Consider the following 13,931-nt stretch of genomic DNA (forward strand, 5'->3'; position numbering starts at 1 on the left):
TCAACTCACCCCCAGACAGGTCTTCAGTCGGATCAATCCATCGCGGATTCGGGATTTTATGGTGGGCACTGCGGCGTTCAGGCGTTCGGCAACCTCACGGTAGGTAAGCCCGCCGTAGTACGCCAGGCGCACAGACTCCTGTTGCGTTTCGGTCAGTGTTTCCAGGCACCGCACCACGGCCTCTGCCTCCAGCCTGCTTCCCACCTGGTCGGCCACGGAGTCGTGGTCGATGTCCTGGGTGCTGGCGCCGTACTTGGCCTCGCGGTCCGTGGAGGACTGCGAGGAACGGACCCTGTCCACGGCCCGCCGGTGCGAAATGGTCATCAGCCAGGAGAGCGGACTCCCTGCCTTGGGGTCGAACTTCGATGCGTTCTGCCACACCTGGAGGAAGACCTCCTGTGTGGTGTCCTCGCTAAGTTCGGGATCGATCAGGACCCTGCGGGCCATCCCGAAAACGCGGCGTGACGTCAGCTGGTAGAACTCGGCAAAGGCCGCCTGGTCACCCCGGCCTATGCGGTCCAACAGGACTGAAAGCCGTTGGCTGAGGTCGGCCGGAGGGTCTGTCACCGCGGCCTGGGCCTCGGAATGTGGCGCGTTGGGGGTTTCCATCACTACCAAGCATAAGTCTCCGGACCGCGAATCCTCAGCAGTAGCGCCGTGGCTGCTGCGGGAGGTCCTGGAACCTGACTCCAGCAATGTCACCTGCAGCTCCTCGAACGCCTGGGAATGTTGTCAGGAGTGATTCGGAACAGCCGCGCGGATGGATTGGCCGGATGCGCAAAGAAGTTGCAGGCCTGTGCAGCGTCAGATTTTGGCGCCGGCAAATCCCTGCTGGCGCCAGGCTTCATAGACGGCGATGGACGCGGCGTTGGCCAGGTTCAGGGAACGCAGGGCCGGCAGCATGGGCAGCCGCACCGTGGCCGTCACATGCGGATCGGCCTTCAGTTCCGGCGGCAGCCCCACAGATTCGCGGCCGAACATCAGGACGTCGCCCGGCTGGTAGGAGATATCGGTGTAGCTGGCGGTTCCGTCAGACGTGAAGGCATAGACCCGCTCCGGTTGCAGGTGCTTCCAGGCATCCTCGATCCTGGGGTGCACGGTGACGACGGCGAGGTCGTGGTAATCCAGGCCGGCACGGCGGAGCTTCGCATCCGAGAAGTCGAAACCCAGCGGTTCCACGAGGTGCAGTTCGGCGCCGGTGATGGCTGCGAGCCGGATGGCGTTGCCGGTATTGCCGGGGATTTCGGGGGCATGGAAAAGGATGCGGAACACCGTTCCATCCTAGCCACCGTTGTCAGTGCATGCCGCGCAGCAGCCTGGCCAGCACCGGAACGTTCACCGTGTTGGGCGCGGGCCCGGCAGCAAGGAATTCCTTCAGGCCGCGCACCATCCCTGCCGCGTTGACAACCTGCACTGCCTCGAGGGCCCCTGCTGTACGGCGGTGGTTGTCTATCACCGGCTCGTGGAGGTTGCCGCCAGGGTTGAGCACCACGGTCCATCCCGTGACGTTCAGTTCCGGGAAGATGTCCTGCATGGCCCTGACAACGTGCGCGAGCTGCGGCGGAGCAATGGCGCGGCCCCCGTGGTTCAGTGTGCGCCCGTCCCAGGCATAGGCGCCCTTGGGCAGGAGCATGGAGCCGATCAGCGCCAGCCGGTAACCGGACAGGACGGCGTGGTCGATGTGGCTGTTGTCGGCAGGGGACTGGAGGCCGTTGATCAGGCGTGCGGCCGGGATGGCCGGCAGGACCTGGCGGGTCAGGAGCTGGACCGTGCGCATCTCCCGCTGGATGCGTGCCTCGGCCCCGAAAATGCCGCGTTTGCGAGGCATGCCGTGCACCTGCCGGCTGGCGACTGCCAGGGGAACCAGCGGAACCTCGCCGGCAGGGGCATCCTCATACGGCGGGACGTACACAGGGGGATCGCCGGCGGTGTTGCGGATGTTGCCTTGCCGGTGCACTGTGGCCGACGCGCGGCTGCCCGCCGGCGGCGCGTCGAAATGGGCCTCCGTGTCCGAGTCCTCGTTGCGCAGCGTCCCGGCGGCATAGGAGCGGTCGTATGCCTTCCGGCGGATGGGGTCGATAAGGGTTTCGTAGGCGCGCGTCACCTGCCGGAACGCGGCGGCATCACCGCCGTGATCTGGATGGGCCGTCCGGGCGGCCCGGCGGTAGGCCACCTTGATCTCCTTCTCCGTGGCCGTTACCGCCACGCGAAGTACCTGGTAATAGGAGCTGCTGCTCTCGGTCAAGCCCTCATCCTTCTCTTGGTATGGCCAGTCTTCGCAGGTAGCCCGGTCCGCACAGTTTAACGGCCTGTCCTGAACAACGACGCTCCGGCACCCCAGGGTTCCCCGGTGGCCGTGACCGGGTGCGGGTGCCGCAGGCAAGTGCCTTTAGACTCGTGCATGCGCGGCCGTCCCGGCTGCGGCTGAACGTATTGGGGCAGGGGTGGAAATGCCGACGACGGCGGGAATGGCCGGCAGGGCCAGGCGGCGGGTGGTGCCGGTGCTGGCAGCCGCAATGGGAGCTTTGCTGGTTGGCGGCTGCAGCGTGGACGTGCGGGACCCTGCGGCTCCACAACCTGTCGCCAGCACGCCGGCGGCGCTGGCCACCCCTACCATCACACCCGGGCACGATGCCGCCGCTGTGGCCGCGCAGGACCTTCCCTTTGCCGCCGGCGGCAGCCTGGCCCCAGGTATGCCCGTAGGCATCGGGGACGGACTGAAGGACGCGCCGGGATGGAAGCCCGCCGGCAGCGTGGCCGCCGAAGCCCGGTACGCGAAGGAAAACGGCTGCCTGGTGGCAGCCAGGGTGAGCACCAACCAGGCTGCCCTGGTCCGGGGTGACGACAGGGAATCCACCGTTGCGCTTTTTGAGTACCTGGACCCGTCCATCCTGCCCGGCTACCTGAAGACGGAGACGCTGCAGTGGGGCGCGGGCCCGGAAGGGCCGGCCAGGACCGTCGAGGTCCTGGCCCTGGAGCAGGCAGCCCAGCCGGCTGGAAGGGCAACTGCGGTGCTGGCCAGGCTGTTCGGCACGGCCGGGTCCTCCGTCTACATCTCCCTCTCGTGCCCGGATGCTGCCGCGCTCGCAGGGGCGAGGGCCGACGTCGCCCGTTTCCTGCCGGTGGTCCCGCCGTCCGCCTAGCACCGGACGGCGGGACCACCGGCAGGGCGGGCCGGTAGAATTGTGCGGTGCCCGTCTACCTCGATCATGCAGCAACCACCCCCCTTGCGCCGGAAGCGCTGGCAGCGCTGACCCGTGAACTGGCCCGCACCGGAAACCCGTCCTCGCTGCACGGTTCCGGCCGGCGGGCCCGCCGTGCCGTGGAGGACGCCCGTGAAGCTGTTGCTGCCGCCGCGGGAGGGCACCCGTCGGAAGTCATTTTCACGTCGGGCGGTACGGAGGCTGACAACCTGGCCGTGAAGGGGCTGTACTGGTCCCGCGTGGCTGACGCGCCAGCGCGGCGCCGCATCCTTTGCTCCGCCGTCGAACACCACGCGGTCCTGGACACAGTGGAGTGGCTGGAACGGCACGAAGGCGCCGAGGTGGCCTGGCTGCCGGTGGACAGCGACGGGGTGGTGGACCTTGCCGTCCTTGACGCCGAACTTTCCCGTGACCCGGCCACCATCGCCCTTGTCACCGTGATGTGGGCCAACAACGAGGTGGGCACCATCCAGCCCATCAGCAGGATCGTGGAGCTGGCGCACGCCGCCGGCGTCCCCGTCCACTCGGACGCGGTCCAGGCGTTCGGCTCCCTCCCCGTTGATTTCAAGGCCTCAGGCCTTGACGCCATGTCCATTTCCGGCCACAAGATCGGCGGCCCGGTCGGGGTGGGGGCGCTCCTGCTGGGGCGGGCCGTGAAACTCACCCCCGTCCAGCACGGCGGAGGCCAGGAACGGGACGTCCGCTCGGGCACCCTGGACACGGCGTCGATCGCGGCCTTCGCCGCTGCCGCTGAGAAGGCCGCCGCCACCCTGGGCACCGAGTCCACACGCATTGCGGGCCTCCGCGACCGGCTGATTGACGGTGTCCTGGAACGGGTTCCGGAAGCCGTTCTGCGCGGTGCTGCCGGAAACGGCCGGCTCCCCGGCAACGCGCATTTCACTTTTCCCGGCTGCGAGGGCGATTCCCTGCTGTTCCTGCTGGACCTGGCCGGCGTAGAGTCATCCACCGGTTCGGCCTGCACGGCGGGTGTACCCAGGCCCTCCCACGTCCTGCTGGCCATGGGCCTGGACGAGGAGACGGCGCGGGGCGCTCAGCGGTTCACCCTGGGCCATGCCTCGGTGGAGGGCGACGTCGACGCCCTCCTGGCCGCGCTGCCTGACGCCTATGGCCGGGCCAGGCAGGCGGGGATGGCCGGGCACGAGTCCAGCATCCAGACCGCAGGAACGCTTGCGCGCCGGGCCGCCAACGGCGGCTGACGGAGCCCTGCCTGACGGGGCTCTGTGCTGAGGCCGTAGAATAGATAGGCAAGGATCGTTTCCGGGAGCCTGCCTGCCCTAAGAATCAGACCAAGAATCAGCGCCGGGACCCAGCGTCCCCATCCAGCGCAGCCAGCCGCGCACGTTCGCCAGCACCGGCCCGGAGCCGGGAAAACCCGAGGGAAAGCCACCATGCGAGTTCTAGCAGCCATGAGCGGCGGAGTCGACTCCGCCGTCGCCGCCGCCCGCGCCGTCGAGGCGGGGCATGACGTCGTCGGCGTTCACCTGGCGCTCTCGCGCATGCCCGGCACACTCCGCACCGGAAGCCGCGGCTGCTGCACCATCGAGGACTCCCGCGACGCGTGGCGGGCCTGCGACGTCCTTGGCATCCCGTACTACGTCTGGGATTTCTCCGAACGGTTCAAGGAAGACGTTGTCCAGGACTTCATCGATGAGTACGCCGCCGGCCGCACTCCCAACCCCTGCATGCGGTGCAACGAGCGGATCAAGTTCGCCGCGCTCCTGGAAAAAGCCATCGCCCTGGGGTTCGACGCCGTGTGCACCGGACACTACGCCAAGGTCATCGAGGATGCGGACGGTAACCGCGAACTGCACCGGGCCGCTGACTGGGCCAAGGACCAGAGCTACGTCCTGGGCGTCCTGACGCACGAGCAGCTTAAGCACTCCATGTTCCCGCTGGCCGACACACCGTCCAAGGCCGAGGTCCGTGCGGAGGCTGAACGCCGGGGACTCTCCGTAGCCAACAAGCCGGACAGCCACGACATCTGCTTCATCCCCGACGGTGACACCGCAGGATGGCTCGCCGAAAAGATCGACATGTCCACCGGGGACATCGTGGACGAAACCGGAACGAAGGTCGGCGAGCACCCGGGCGCCAACGCCTTCACCGTGGGCCAGCGCCGCGGCCTGAAACTGGGCACTCCCGCCGCCGACGGCAAGCCCCGGTTCGTCCTGGAGATCCGCCCTAAGGAAAACAAGGTGGTAGTGGGCCCGGAGGCCCTGCTGGCCATCGACGAGATCCGCGGCATCAAGGTCTCCTGGGCAGGACTGCCCATCGCCGAGGTGGGGACGGGCGCGGAGTTCGACTGCCACGCCCAGGTCCGTGCCCACGGCGACCCCGTGCCCGCGACGGCCCGCATGGAAGCGGCAGGTGACGACGCGGGTGCCGCCGGCCAGCTGGTAGTGCGGCTCACCACCCCGCTGCGGGGAGTGGCTCCGGGCCAGACGATTGTCCTCTACCAGGGCAGCCGGGTGCTGGGCCAGGCGACCATCGACGCCGCCCGTTCGCTTCAGCGCGCCGAGCTCTAGGACAGCGTGTCCCCAACACCGCCCCGGTTCCGCCGGGGCGGTGTTGTTGGTTGTGCGTGGCCGCCAGGGGCAATCAGGTAAATTTTGTGTCTCAACTCACAAAATGGTCCGGGATGAGTGTTGACTCTCTGATTGAATCTAGGCATCAGCACCGCGCGCTTCCCGCCTGAGCAAATGCACCCATCAGCGGTCGGCGGGCGCGCACTCATCGAACAGAAAGTTCTTAGATGACGAAGAGCAACAAAGCACTGCACGGCGCAATCGCGCTGGCAGGCATTTCCGCCCTCGCCCTGACTGCCTGCACGGGCCCCTCAGGCGGCGGCGGTGGAACCTCGACCGGCGATGCCGGGGGTGGCGCCATCACGTACGGCACCACGGACAAAGTGGTCACCCTGGACCCGGCCGGATCCTATGACGGCGGATCCTTCATGGTCATGAACCAGATCTACCCGTTCCTGCTCAACTACAAACCCGGCACTGCAGATGCCACCCCGGACATCGCGGAGTCCGCCTCCTTCACCAGCCCCACCGAATACACGGTGAAGCTCAAGCCCGGCCTGAAGTTTGCCAACGGCAACACGCTGGACTCTTCGGACGTCGTGTTTTCCTTCAACCGCGTCAAGACGATCGACGACCCCAACGGGCCGGCGTCACTGCTCGCCAACATGGAAAAGATCGAGGCGACGGACGCCAACACCGTGGTGTTCACCCTTGCAGCCGGAAACGACCAGGTGTTCCCGGGCGTGCTTGCCTCCAACCCCGGTCCGATCGTGGACGAGGAAGTCTTTCCGGCGGACAAGATCATGGACGACGACGCCATCATTGCGGCCAAGCCGTTCGCCGGCCAGTACACGATTGAAAGCTACAAGAAGAACGAACTGGTCAGCTTCAAACCCAACCCTGACTACCAGGGGCTGCTGGGTGCTGCGTCCAACGACGGAGCCACGCTCAAGCACTACGCGGACCCGAACAACCTGAAGCTCGATGTCCAGCAGGGCAACATCGACGTCGCCGGGCGCATCCTTACCGCCACCGACGTCGCAGACCTTGAAGGCGACGACAAGGTGAAGGTCCACAAGGGCCCGGGCGGGGAACTGCGCTACATGGTCTTCAACTTCGACACCATGCCGTTCGGCGCGAAAACCCCCGAAGCCGATCCTGCCAAGGCCCTTGCCGTCCGCCAGGCCATCGCCCACCTCGTTGACCGTGACGTCATTGCTTCGCAGGTCTTCAAGGACACCTACACCCCGGTCTACTCCTACGTGCCCAAGGAATTCGAAGGCGCAACCGAGCCGCTGAAGAGCCTCTACGGCGACGGCAGCGGCAAGCCTAGCCTGGACAAGGCAAAGCAGGTCCTGGCCGATGCCGGCATCACCTCGGTGGTTGACGTGAAGCTGCAGTACACGGACCGCTACGGCACGTCCGCGGCCGACGAATACGCACTGGTAAAGGAACAGCTCGAAAAGTCAGGGCTCTTCACCGTCGACCTCAAGTCCACCGAGTGGACCACCTACACCAAGGAACGCCGGGCGGACGCCTACCCCGTGTACCAGCTGGGCTGGTTCCCGGATTATTCGGATGCGGACAACTACCTGACACCGTTCTTCATCCCGGGCAACTTCCTCGGCAACCACTACGAGAACCCGGCCGTGACGGAGATCGTCAAGAAGCAGCTGGTCACCACGGACAAGGCTGAGCGGAGCGAACTCCTGGGCCAGGCCCAGGAAGCCATCGCCAAAGACCTGTCCACGCTGCCGCTGCTGCAGGGCGCCCAGGTCATGGTGGCCGGAACGGATGTCCAGGGAGTCGAAAAGACCCTCGATGCCTCGTTCAAGACCCGTCTTGGCGTGATGTCCAAGTAGGTCCACCGAACCATCCGGCTCTGACCGCACAAGGGGCGGGACACGGTGCACCTGTTGCCAGGCGCCCGTGTCCCGCCCCGCGTGCTGGACGGGATGTGGTGCCGGCCCGCAGCGGGCACCGCAAAGACAACCTGAGGTACCCATGACGACATTGATCGACGCGCCACCAACTGACGCGGACGGACTCCTGCCGCCCGCCAAAAAATCATCCGGCGGTGGACTGGGACAGTACATCCTGGTCCGTTTCCTGCTGATCTTTCCCACCATCTTCATCCTGGTAACCATGGTTTTCTTCCTGATGAGGATCACCGGCGACCCCATCACCGCAGCCATGGGAGGGCGCCTGCCGGCGGACCAGCTCCAGGAGCGGATCCAGGCGGCCGGCTACGACCGGCCCATCCTGGTCCAGTACTTCGAGTACCTCGGCCAGCTGGCCACCGGCAACTTCGGCCGGACGCTCACGGACAACCGCGCCGTCTCCGAAATGCTGACAACCTACGGCTCGGCCACCCTGGAGCTGAGCATCAACGCACTGCTCGTCGCCCTCGTGGCAGGTATTCCGCTGGGCATGGTGGCGGCGCACCGCCGGGACAAGGCACCGGACGCCGTCCTGCGGGTCTTCGCCATTCTTTGCTACGCGACCCCCGTGTTCTTCGCCGGCATGCTGCTGAAGCTGACCTTCTCGGTCTGGCTCGGCTGGCTGCCGGTGGCAGGGCGGGCCAGGACGTCCAGCGAACTGGCCTTGACGTCACTGGAGGCGCCCACCGGAATCTACTGGCTGGACGCACTTCGAAGCGGCAACATGGCCGCCCTGGGAGACGTCATGGCCCACGCCGTCCTGCCCGCGGTGGCGTTGGGGCTGCTGACAGCCGGCATCTTCCTCCGCCTTGTCAGGACCAACGTCATTGGCACCCTGGGCAGGGACTACATTGAGGCCGGCCGGTCCAGGGGCGTCAGCGAATACCGCCTGGTCACCAAGCATGCCTACAAGCCCGCGCTGATACCCATCATCACGGTGATGGGCCTGCAAATAGCAGTGATGCTCGGCGGGGCAGTCCTGACCGAGAAAACATTCGAATGGAAAGGCCTCGGATTCCAGCTCGCCAACTACCTCACGGCCCGTGACTTCGTGGCCGTGCAAGGCATCGTGGTGCTGCTCGCCATCATCGTGGCCATGACCAACTTCATCGTGGACATCATCGCCGCGCTGATCGATCCCCGCGTGAGGTACTGAGCATGAGCATCCCGGCCGTTCCCGTCCCGATGGAGAGTCCACGGGCTCCCTGGTACCGCCGCCTGCCGGTGGTCTCACACTTCAACAAAAGCGTCGGCCTCCAGCGCGGCATGCTGGTCGCGGGGCTGGTCCTCACCTGCCTGTTCGTCCTGACGGCACTTTTCGCACCACTGCTGGCACCCTACGGTTTCTCCCAGCTTTCCGACGCCGACGGCAACTTCCCCACGCAGCAGGCCCCGGGCGGCAAGCACCTGTTGGGGACAACCGTGGGCGGCTATGACGTCCTCTCGCGGGTCATCTGGGGCGCGCAGACGGCGATCCTGGTCATCGTCGTCGCCGTGTCCATGTCCATCGTCATCGGCGTTGTCCTTGGCCTGGTCAGCGGCTACCTTGGCGGGTGGCTCGACCGGATCCTGGTGGTCATTGCCGACGCCGTGTACGCCTTCCCGTCACTGCTGGTGGCCATTGTCATGGCCATCGTCATCAGCGGCGGACAGTCCAGCCTCATCGGCGGCATCTTCGCTGCCGGCACGGCCATCACGCTGGTCTTCATTCCGCAGTATTTCCGGGTCATCAGGGCCGAGACCGTCAGGCTGAAGGCTGAGCCCTTCGTGGAGTCCGCAAAAGTGGTGGGAGCGTCCAACATCCGCATCATGACCCGCCACATCTACCGCAACGCCACCCGGACCCTGCCGCTGATCTTCACCCTGAACGCCTCCGAAGCCATCCTCACCCTGGCCGGCCTCGGCTTTCTGGGCTTCGGCATCGAGCCCAGTTCGGCCGCGGAGTGGGGCTTCGACCTCAACAAGGCGCTTGCCGACACCACGTCCGGCATCTGGTGGACCGGGCTGTTCCCCGGCCTGGCCATCGTGCTGACCGTGGTGGGCCTGACCCTGGTGGGCGAGAGCATCAACGACCTGAACGATCCACGCCTCCGCGGCCGCAAGAGCACGGGCGGCAGTTCCCCGGCGCCGGTGGACAACGCCGCCATCGCAACCGAAGGGAGGGCATCATGACCGTCAATATCGATCCATTGTCCGGGCGGAGCCCCAACGGAGAACCCGACGACGGCCGTCCCGTTCTCGACATCGACCACCTCCAGGTCACGTTCGCCACGGACGGCGGTCCGGTCCAGGCAGTCAAGGACGTCAGCCTCGAGGTCAGGAAGGGGGAGGTACTGGCGATCGTGGGGGAGTCCGGATCCGGCAAGACTGTCACAGCCAAGACCATCCTGGGCCTGCTCCCGGAAACGGCCAGCAGCTCCGGGGCGGTGCTGATCAACGGGGCAGACGTGATCAGCGTCAGCGCCGCCCGGCTGCGCCAGATCCGGGGCCGGGACGTTGCCATGGTGTTCCAGGAACCGTCCACCGCGCTGAACCCGGTGTTCACCGTGGGCTGGCAGATTGCCGAAGGCATCCGGGCGCACACCGGAAGCGACGGGAAGCGGGTTTCAGCCAAAGAGGCCAAATCCCGGGCCATTGAAGCGCTGCGCAAGGTGGGCATCCCCGATCCGGAACACCGGGTCAACTATTACCCCCACCAGTTCTCGGGCGGGCAAAAGCAGCGGGTGGTGATCGCCGCGGCGCTGGCCCTGAACCCCGGGCTGATTGTCGCCGATGAGCCCACGACGGCCCTCGATGTCACGGTGCAGGCGGAAATCCTGGAACTGCTCAGGGACCTGCGGGACAAGTACGGCACGTCCATCGTGCTCATCACGCACAACATGGGGGTGGTGGCGGACCTTGCCGACCGGGTGGTGGTGATGTACCAGGGCGACGTGGTGGAGGAGGCTCCGGCCCGTACCCTGTTTGCGGAACCGCGGCAGGACTACACCCGCAGCCTCCTCGCCGCGGTGCCGCACCTCGGGCGGAACTCCGCCTCCGCGGGACTGGCCAGCCGGGCCCACCAGGAGGAGGAAGTCCTGGTGGAGGCCAACAACCTGTCCATCGAATACCCGGGGAGGCTGGGAACACCGGCTTTCAAGGCGGTGGACAGGGTCAGCTTCACGCTGTCCAGGGGCGAAGTGTTTGGCCTGGTGGGGGAATCCGGCTCGGGGAAGACCACCATCGGGCGGGCCATCGCCGGCCTTAACAGGACCACCGGCGGCAGCCTGAAGGTGCTGGGATACGAGATGCTGAACCTCAAGGAACGCACCTTCAAGCCGCTCCGCAAGGACATCGGCTTTGTGTTCCAGGACCCGGCGGCGTCCTTCAACCCCCAGCTGACCATCGGGGACTGCATCGCCGAACCCATGGTCATCCACACGAAGCCAAGCCCGGCGCAGGCGCGCAAACGCGTAGGCGAACTGCTTGAATCAGTCCAGCTCCCGGCGTCGTACGCGGGACGGTACCCGCACGAACTGTCCGGCGGCCAGCGCCAGCGGGCGTCGCTGGCGCGGGCACTGAGCCTGAATCCCCGGCTGTTGATCGCCGATGAGCCGACGTCCGCACTGGATGTTTCGGTGCAGGCCAAGGTCCTGGAACTGTTCAGGGACATCCAGCAGGAGTTCGGCTTCGCCTGCCTGTTCATCAGCCACGACCTCGCGGTGGTGGACACGCTGTCCTCGTGGGTCGGCGTCCTCTACAAGGGCCGCCTGGTGGAGCAGGGGATCGGCAGCCAGGTGATGGGAAACCCGCAGCACGACTACACCCGGCGGCTCATCGCGTCCCTGCCCGTGCCCGATCCGCAGCAACAGGCGAAACGGAGGGAAGCGCACCGCGCCCTGCTGGGCATCTGAGCGTCAGGACGCGGCGCAGCGTCGGAGCCCGAAGCGCCGGTGCCGGATACCGGCACCGGCGCTTAACACCCGGGTGATTCCGGTGCCTGCCCATAGACTTGAACCATGACGCAGCACAACCTTCACACTCCTGATGCCGATGACTACGACCCCTCAGCCAGTTCTCTGGCGGACCAGGTGGACCAGTCGGTGATGGCTGAACTGCTCTCCATCCGTTCAAGCATCGACAATATTGATGCCACCCTGGTCTATCTGCTGGCCGAGCGCTTCAAGGCGACCCAGAAGGTGGGCTTCCTCAAGGCGGCCCACCGGCTGCCCGCCGGGGATCCCGGCCGCGAGGCCGCGCAGATCGCCAGGCTGCGCCGCCTCGCCGAGGACGCCCACCTGGACCCCGCCTTCGCCGAGAAGTTCCTCAACTTCATCATTGGGGAAGTCATAAGGCACCACGAGGCGATCGCCGAAGACCACGAAGCTGCCTCGGGCCAGCACCCGCAGGCGTCAGCCCTCGCGTGAGCATGGTCGAGAAGCACGAAGCCCGTGGCGGCGCCTCCTCACCGGCGACCGCTCCGCCGCGGGAAGTGACGGCCACTGCGCTGGGACCGTGGCCGGGCGAGGACCCCGTGGAGGCCGCCCGGATCATCCGGGGCGAACTCGGCAGCCCGCACCTGCCCTTCCTCGCCGAACTGCCGGACCGCGGAGTTGGTTCCGATGCCCTGGGCCGGACGGCCAGCCTCCTCGCCGAGCTGGCTGTTGACGTCCAGCCCTACGGGTGGCGGCTGGTTGACCGTCCCGGCAAGGACTTCCGCCGCGCCGCGTCAGCCCTGGCCACGGACATCAACGTCCTTGCCGATGTGGCCGGAGCGGAGGAAAATCCTGCCGCCGAAATCAAGGTCCAGCTGGTGGGACCCCTGAGCCTGGCGGCAGGGCTTCACTTGCACAACGGCGAGCGTGCCCTCCTCGACTACGGCGCCCGGCGGGACCTTGCGGACTCGCTTGCCGCCGGTGTGGGCGGGTATCTCTCCCGGGTGGCAGCCGCCGTGCCGGGTGCGCGCCTGGTAGTCCAGATGGACGAGCCGGAGATCGCCGCGGTCCTGGCCGGCACCATTCCCACCTCCAGCGGCTACCGCACCCTCCGGGCGGTGCCGGCGTCTGAAGCACGTGAATCGTGGCGGCTGGTCCTTGACGCCTTGCGGGCCGCGGGTGCCGCCGAAGCGGTGATCTCCGTTCCCGAGGTGGAAGCGCCCTTCGAACAGATCCTGGCTGCCGGCGCGGACGGCATAGCCGTTCCGCTGAAGGCTTTGACCTCCCGGCAGTGGGAGCAACTGGCCGGAGCGGTGGAATCAGGCTCAAGCCTGTGGCTCGGCGCCGTGGAGGCAGCCGGCGGTCCGCTGCCCAAGGTCGCCGAGTCGGTGGAGGCCGTGTGGCGGCCCTGGCGGCAGCTGGGCCTTCCGGCACACACCCTTGCCTCCATCCGGGTGACACCCTCCGCCGGGCTTGCCGGCGGCTCGCCGTCGCAGGCCACAGAAGTGCTCGGCAGGCTTACCCGGCTTGCGGACGGGCTGAACCAGCTCGCCCAGGGCTAGCCGGCGCGGCCCCGGCCGGCGGCGGCGTCAGACCCGGTTTTCCCAGCGGTCCGGCTGCGCGTACCGCGGCAGGAAGCTGTGGGCCGAGCTGCCGCCGGTGTAGGGGCGCAGCCGGTAGTCGAAGCTGCCGGCGTAGACCAGGACCAGGCCGATCTGCGGCTGGATCACCTTCACCTGGATCCGGTGCTTGCCGGCGGGACCTTCTGCCGGGTCCCACCACTGTTCTGCGTAGGCTTTGGCGTCCAGGGCGGCAGGAAGGGGGAAACGGAGGGGGCCCAGGAGGAGCCGTGAGGCTTCCGACACGCCCCGGAGCCGGCCCTCCGCCGTGACACTCAGGTTCAGGTCGGTGACCAGCCGCCGGTACCGGCCTACATAGTCGACCAGCTGCGGTGCACCGTTCCGGAGGGTGGCGCTTGTGGTGTCCTGGAAGATGCGGGTGCGCCCCGGAAACCGGATCTCACGGCGGGCCGTGAGGCTGGAACGGCCAAAGGGGTCCTGGTGGGCGTGGTTCTCGATGCGGAACGGAATGTTTTCGCCGTACTCGGGGAAGAAGGCTTCCTCGCCGCTGGTGAGCCGCAGCAAAGGCCGCAGCCATTCCTGACGGCAGCCCACGACGTCGAACGTTCCTTCACCCACGCCGTAGCGGCCCGAGCCCGGCACCAGCGAGAAGTACTCCTGCAGCTCAGGCTGCAGGCGCGAAAAGTCCGCGCCGAGGGCCTGCTGGTAGATGGGAACGTTCATGGGGACCTCCTGCTGGGAAAGCGGC

The 13,931-nt window shown here is 67.0% G+C and carries 13 protein-coding genes; 9 read left to right on the forward strand and 4 right to left on the reverse strand.

The features are described 5' to 3' along the window. From NFU08_RS05020 to NFU08_RS05030, 3 genes are all read right to left on the reverse strand, one after another. Positions 1–609 (reverse strand): sigma-70 family RNA polymerase sigma factor, encoded by a 609-nt coding sequence (locus NFU08_RS05020; RefSeq protein WP_194734616.1) that lies wholly within the window; start codon positions 607–609, stop codon positions 1–3. A 195-nt stretch (positions 610–804) separates the two neighbouring features. After that, complete coding sequence (locus NFU08_RS05025) at positions 805–1,272, reverse strand: tRNA (cytidine(34)-2'-O)-methyltransferase (protein WP_251421133.1); 468 nt, start codon at positions 1,270–1,272, stop codon at positions 805–807. 22 nt (positions 1,273–1,294) lie between these two features. After that, the gene (locus NFU08_RS05030) at positions 1,295–2,245 is read right to left on the reverse strand and encodes a J domain-containing protein (protein ID WP_174176379.1); all 951 of its coding nucleotides are present in this window, start codon (positions 2,243–2,245) and stop codon (positions 1,295–1,297) included. A 205-nt stretch (positions 2,246–2,450) separates the two neighbouring features. On the opposite strand from NFU08_RS05030, the gene NFU08_RS05035 reads away from it, so the two are divergent. From NFU08_RS05035 to NFU08_RS05075, 9 genes are all read left to right on the forward strand, one after another. Beyond that, a complete protein-coding gene (locus NFU08_RS05035; protein WP_174176376.1) occupies positions 2,451–3,143 on the forward strand; it encodes a hypothetical protein in 693 nt (230 codons plus the stop codon). A gap of 47 nt (positions 3,144–3,190) precedes the next feature. Further along, entirely contained in the window at positions 3,191–4,420 is a 1,230-nt protein-coding gene (locus NFU08_RS05040; protein WP_190609950.1) for a cysteine desulfurase family protein, read from the forward strand. A gap of 192 nt (positions 4,421–4,612) precedes the next feature. After that, positions 4,613–5,749 (forward strand): tRNA 2-thiouridine(34) synthase MnmA, encoded by a 1,137-nt coding sequence (gene mnmA / locus NFU08_RS05045; RefSeq protein ID WP_174180414.1) that lies wholly within the window; start codon positions 4,613–4,615, stop codon positions 5,747–5,749. 227 nt (positions 5,750–5,976) lie between these two features. After that, the gene (locus NFU08_RS05050; protein ID WP_251421135.1) at positions 5,977–7,611 is read left to right on the forward strand and encodes an ABC transporter substrate-binding protein; all 1,635 of its coding nucleotides are present in this window, start codon (positions 5,977–5,979) and stop codon (positions 7,609–7,611) included. Positions 7,612–7,753: 142 nt separating this feature from the next. Continuing rightward, the gene (locus NFU08_RS05055) at positions 7,754–8,845 is read left to right on the forward strand and encodes an ABC transporter permease (RefSeq protein ID WP_251421137.1); all 1,092 of its coding nucleotides are present in this window, start codon (positions 7,754–7,756) and stop codon (positions 8,843–8,845) included. Positions 8,846–8,847: 2 nt separating this feature from the next. Next, on the forward strand, positions 8,848–9,861 hold the full coding sequence (locus NFU08_RS05060; RefSeq protein WP_251421138.1) for an ABC transporter permease: 1,014 nt from the start codon (positions 8,848–8,850) through the stop codon (positions 9,859–9,861). Next, positions 9,858–11,582 (forward strand): ABC transporter ATP-binding protein, encoded by a 1,725-nt coding sequence (locus NFU08_RS05065; RefSeq protein WP_251421140.1) that lies wholly within the window; start codon positions 9,858–9,860, stop codon positions 11,580–11,582. Before NFU08_RS05060 ends, NFU08_RS05065 begins: the two co-directional genes overlap by 4 nt. Before the next feature lie 105 nt (positions 11,583–11,687). Further along, complete coding sequence (locus NFU08_RS05070; protein WP_066277345.1) at positions 11,688–12,095, forward strand: chorismate mutase; 408 nt, start codon at positions 11,688–11,690, stop codon at positions 12,093–12,095. A 2-nt stretch (positions 12,096–12,097) separates the two neighbouring features. Then, positions 12,098–13,165 carry a hypothetical protein gene (locus tag NFU08_RS05075; RefSeq protein ID WP_251421238.1) on the forward strand — a complete coding sequence of 356 codons (1,068 nt, stop codon included), beginning with the start codon at positions 12,098–12,100 and terminating at the stop codon, positions 13,163–13,165. A gap of 27 nt (positions 13,166–13,192) precedes the next feature. Here the strand turns inward: NFU08_RS05075 and NFU08_RS05080 are convergent, their stop codons facing one another. Continuing rightward, on the reverse strand, positions 13,193–13,906 hold the full coding sequence (locus NFU08_RS05080) for a DUF4166 domain-containing protein (RefSeq protein ID WP_174180422.1): 714 nt from the start codon (positions 13,904–13,906) through the stop codon (positions 13,193–13,195). Positions 13,907–13,931 lie beyond the last annotated feature (25 nt).

Origin of the sequence: Pseudarthrobacter sp. NCCP-2145, from assembly GCF_023708005.1 — a bacterium.
Taxonomy (GTDB): Bacteria; Actinomycetota; Actinomycetes; order Actinomycetales; family Micrococcaceae; genus Arthrobacter; species Arthrobacter oxydans.

Coding starts and splice junctions, on each gene's coding strand:
- NFU08_RS05070 (WP_066277345.1), top strand. CDS start 11,688: ATGACGCAGCACAACCTTCACACTCCTGATGCCGATGACTACGACCCC.
- NFU08_RS05020 (WP_194734616.1), bottom strand. CDS start 609: ATGGAAACCCCCAACGCGCCACATTCCGAGGCCCAGGCCGCGGTGACA.
- NFU08_RS05075 (WP_251421238.1), top strand. CDS start 12,098: ATGGTCGAGAAGCACGAAGCCCGTGGCGGCGCCTCCTCACCGGCGACC.
- mnmA (WP_174180414.1), top strand. CDS start 4,613: ATGCGAGTTCTAGCAGCCATGAGCGGCGGAGTCGACTCCGCCGTCGCC.
- NFU08_RS05065 (WP_251421140.1), top strand. CDS start 9,858: ATGACCGTCAATATCGATCCATTGTCCGGGCGGAGCCCCAACGGAGAA.
- NFU08_RS05050 (WP_251421135.1), top strand. CDS start 5,977: ATGACGAAGAGCAACAAAGCACTGCACGGCGCAATCGCGCTGGCAGGC.
- NFU08_RS05055 (WP_251421137.1), top strand. CDS start 7,754: ATGACGACATTGATCGACGCGCCACCAACTGACGCGGACGGACTCCTG.
- NFU08_RS05035 (WP_174176376.1), top strand. CDS start 2,451: ATGCCGACGACGGCGGGAATGGCCGGCAGGGCCAGGCGGCGGGTGGTG.
- NFU08_RS05060 (WP_251421138.1), top strand. CDS start 8,848: ATGAGCATCCCGGCCGTTCCCGTCCCGATGGAGAGTCCACGGGCTCCC.
- NFU08_RS05080 (WP_174180422.1), bottom strand. CDS start 13,906: ATGAACGTTCCCATCTACCAGCAGGCCCTCGGCGCGGACTTTTCGCGC.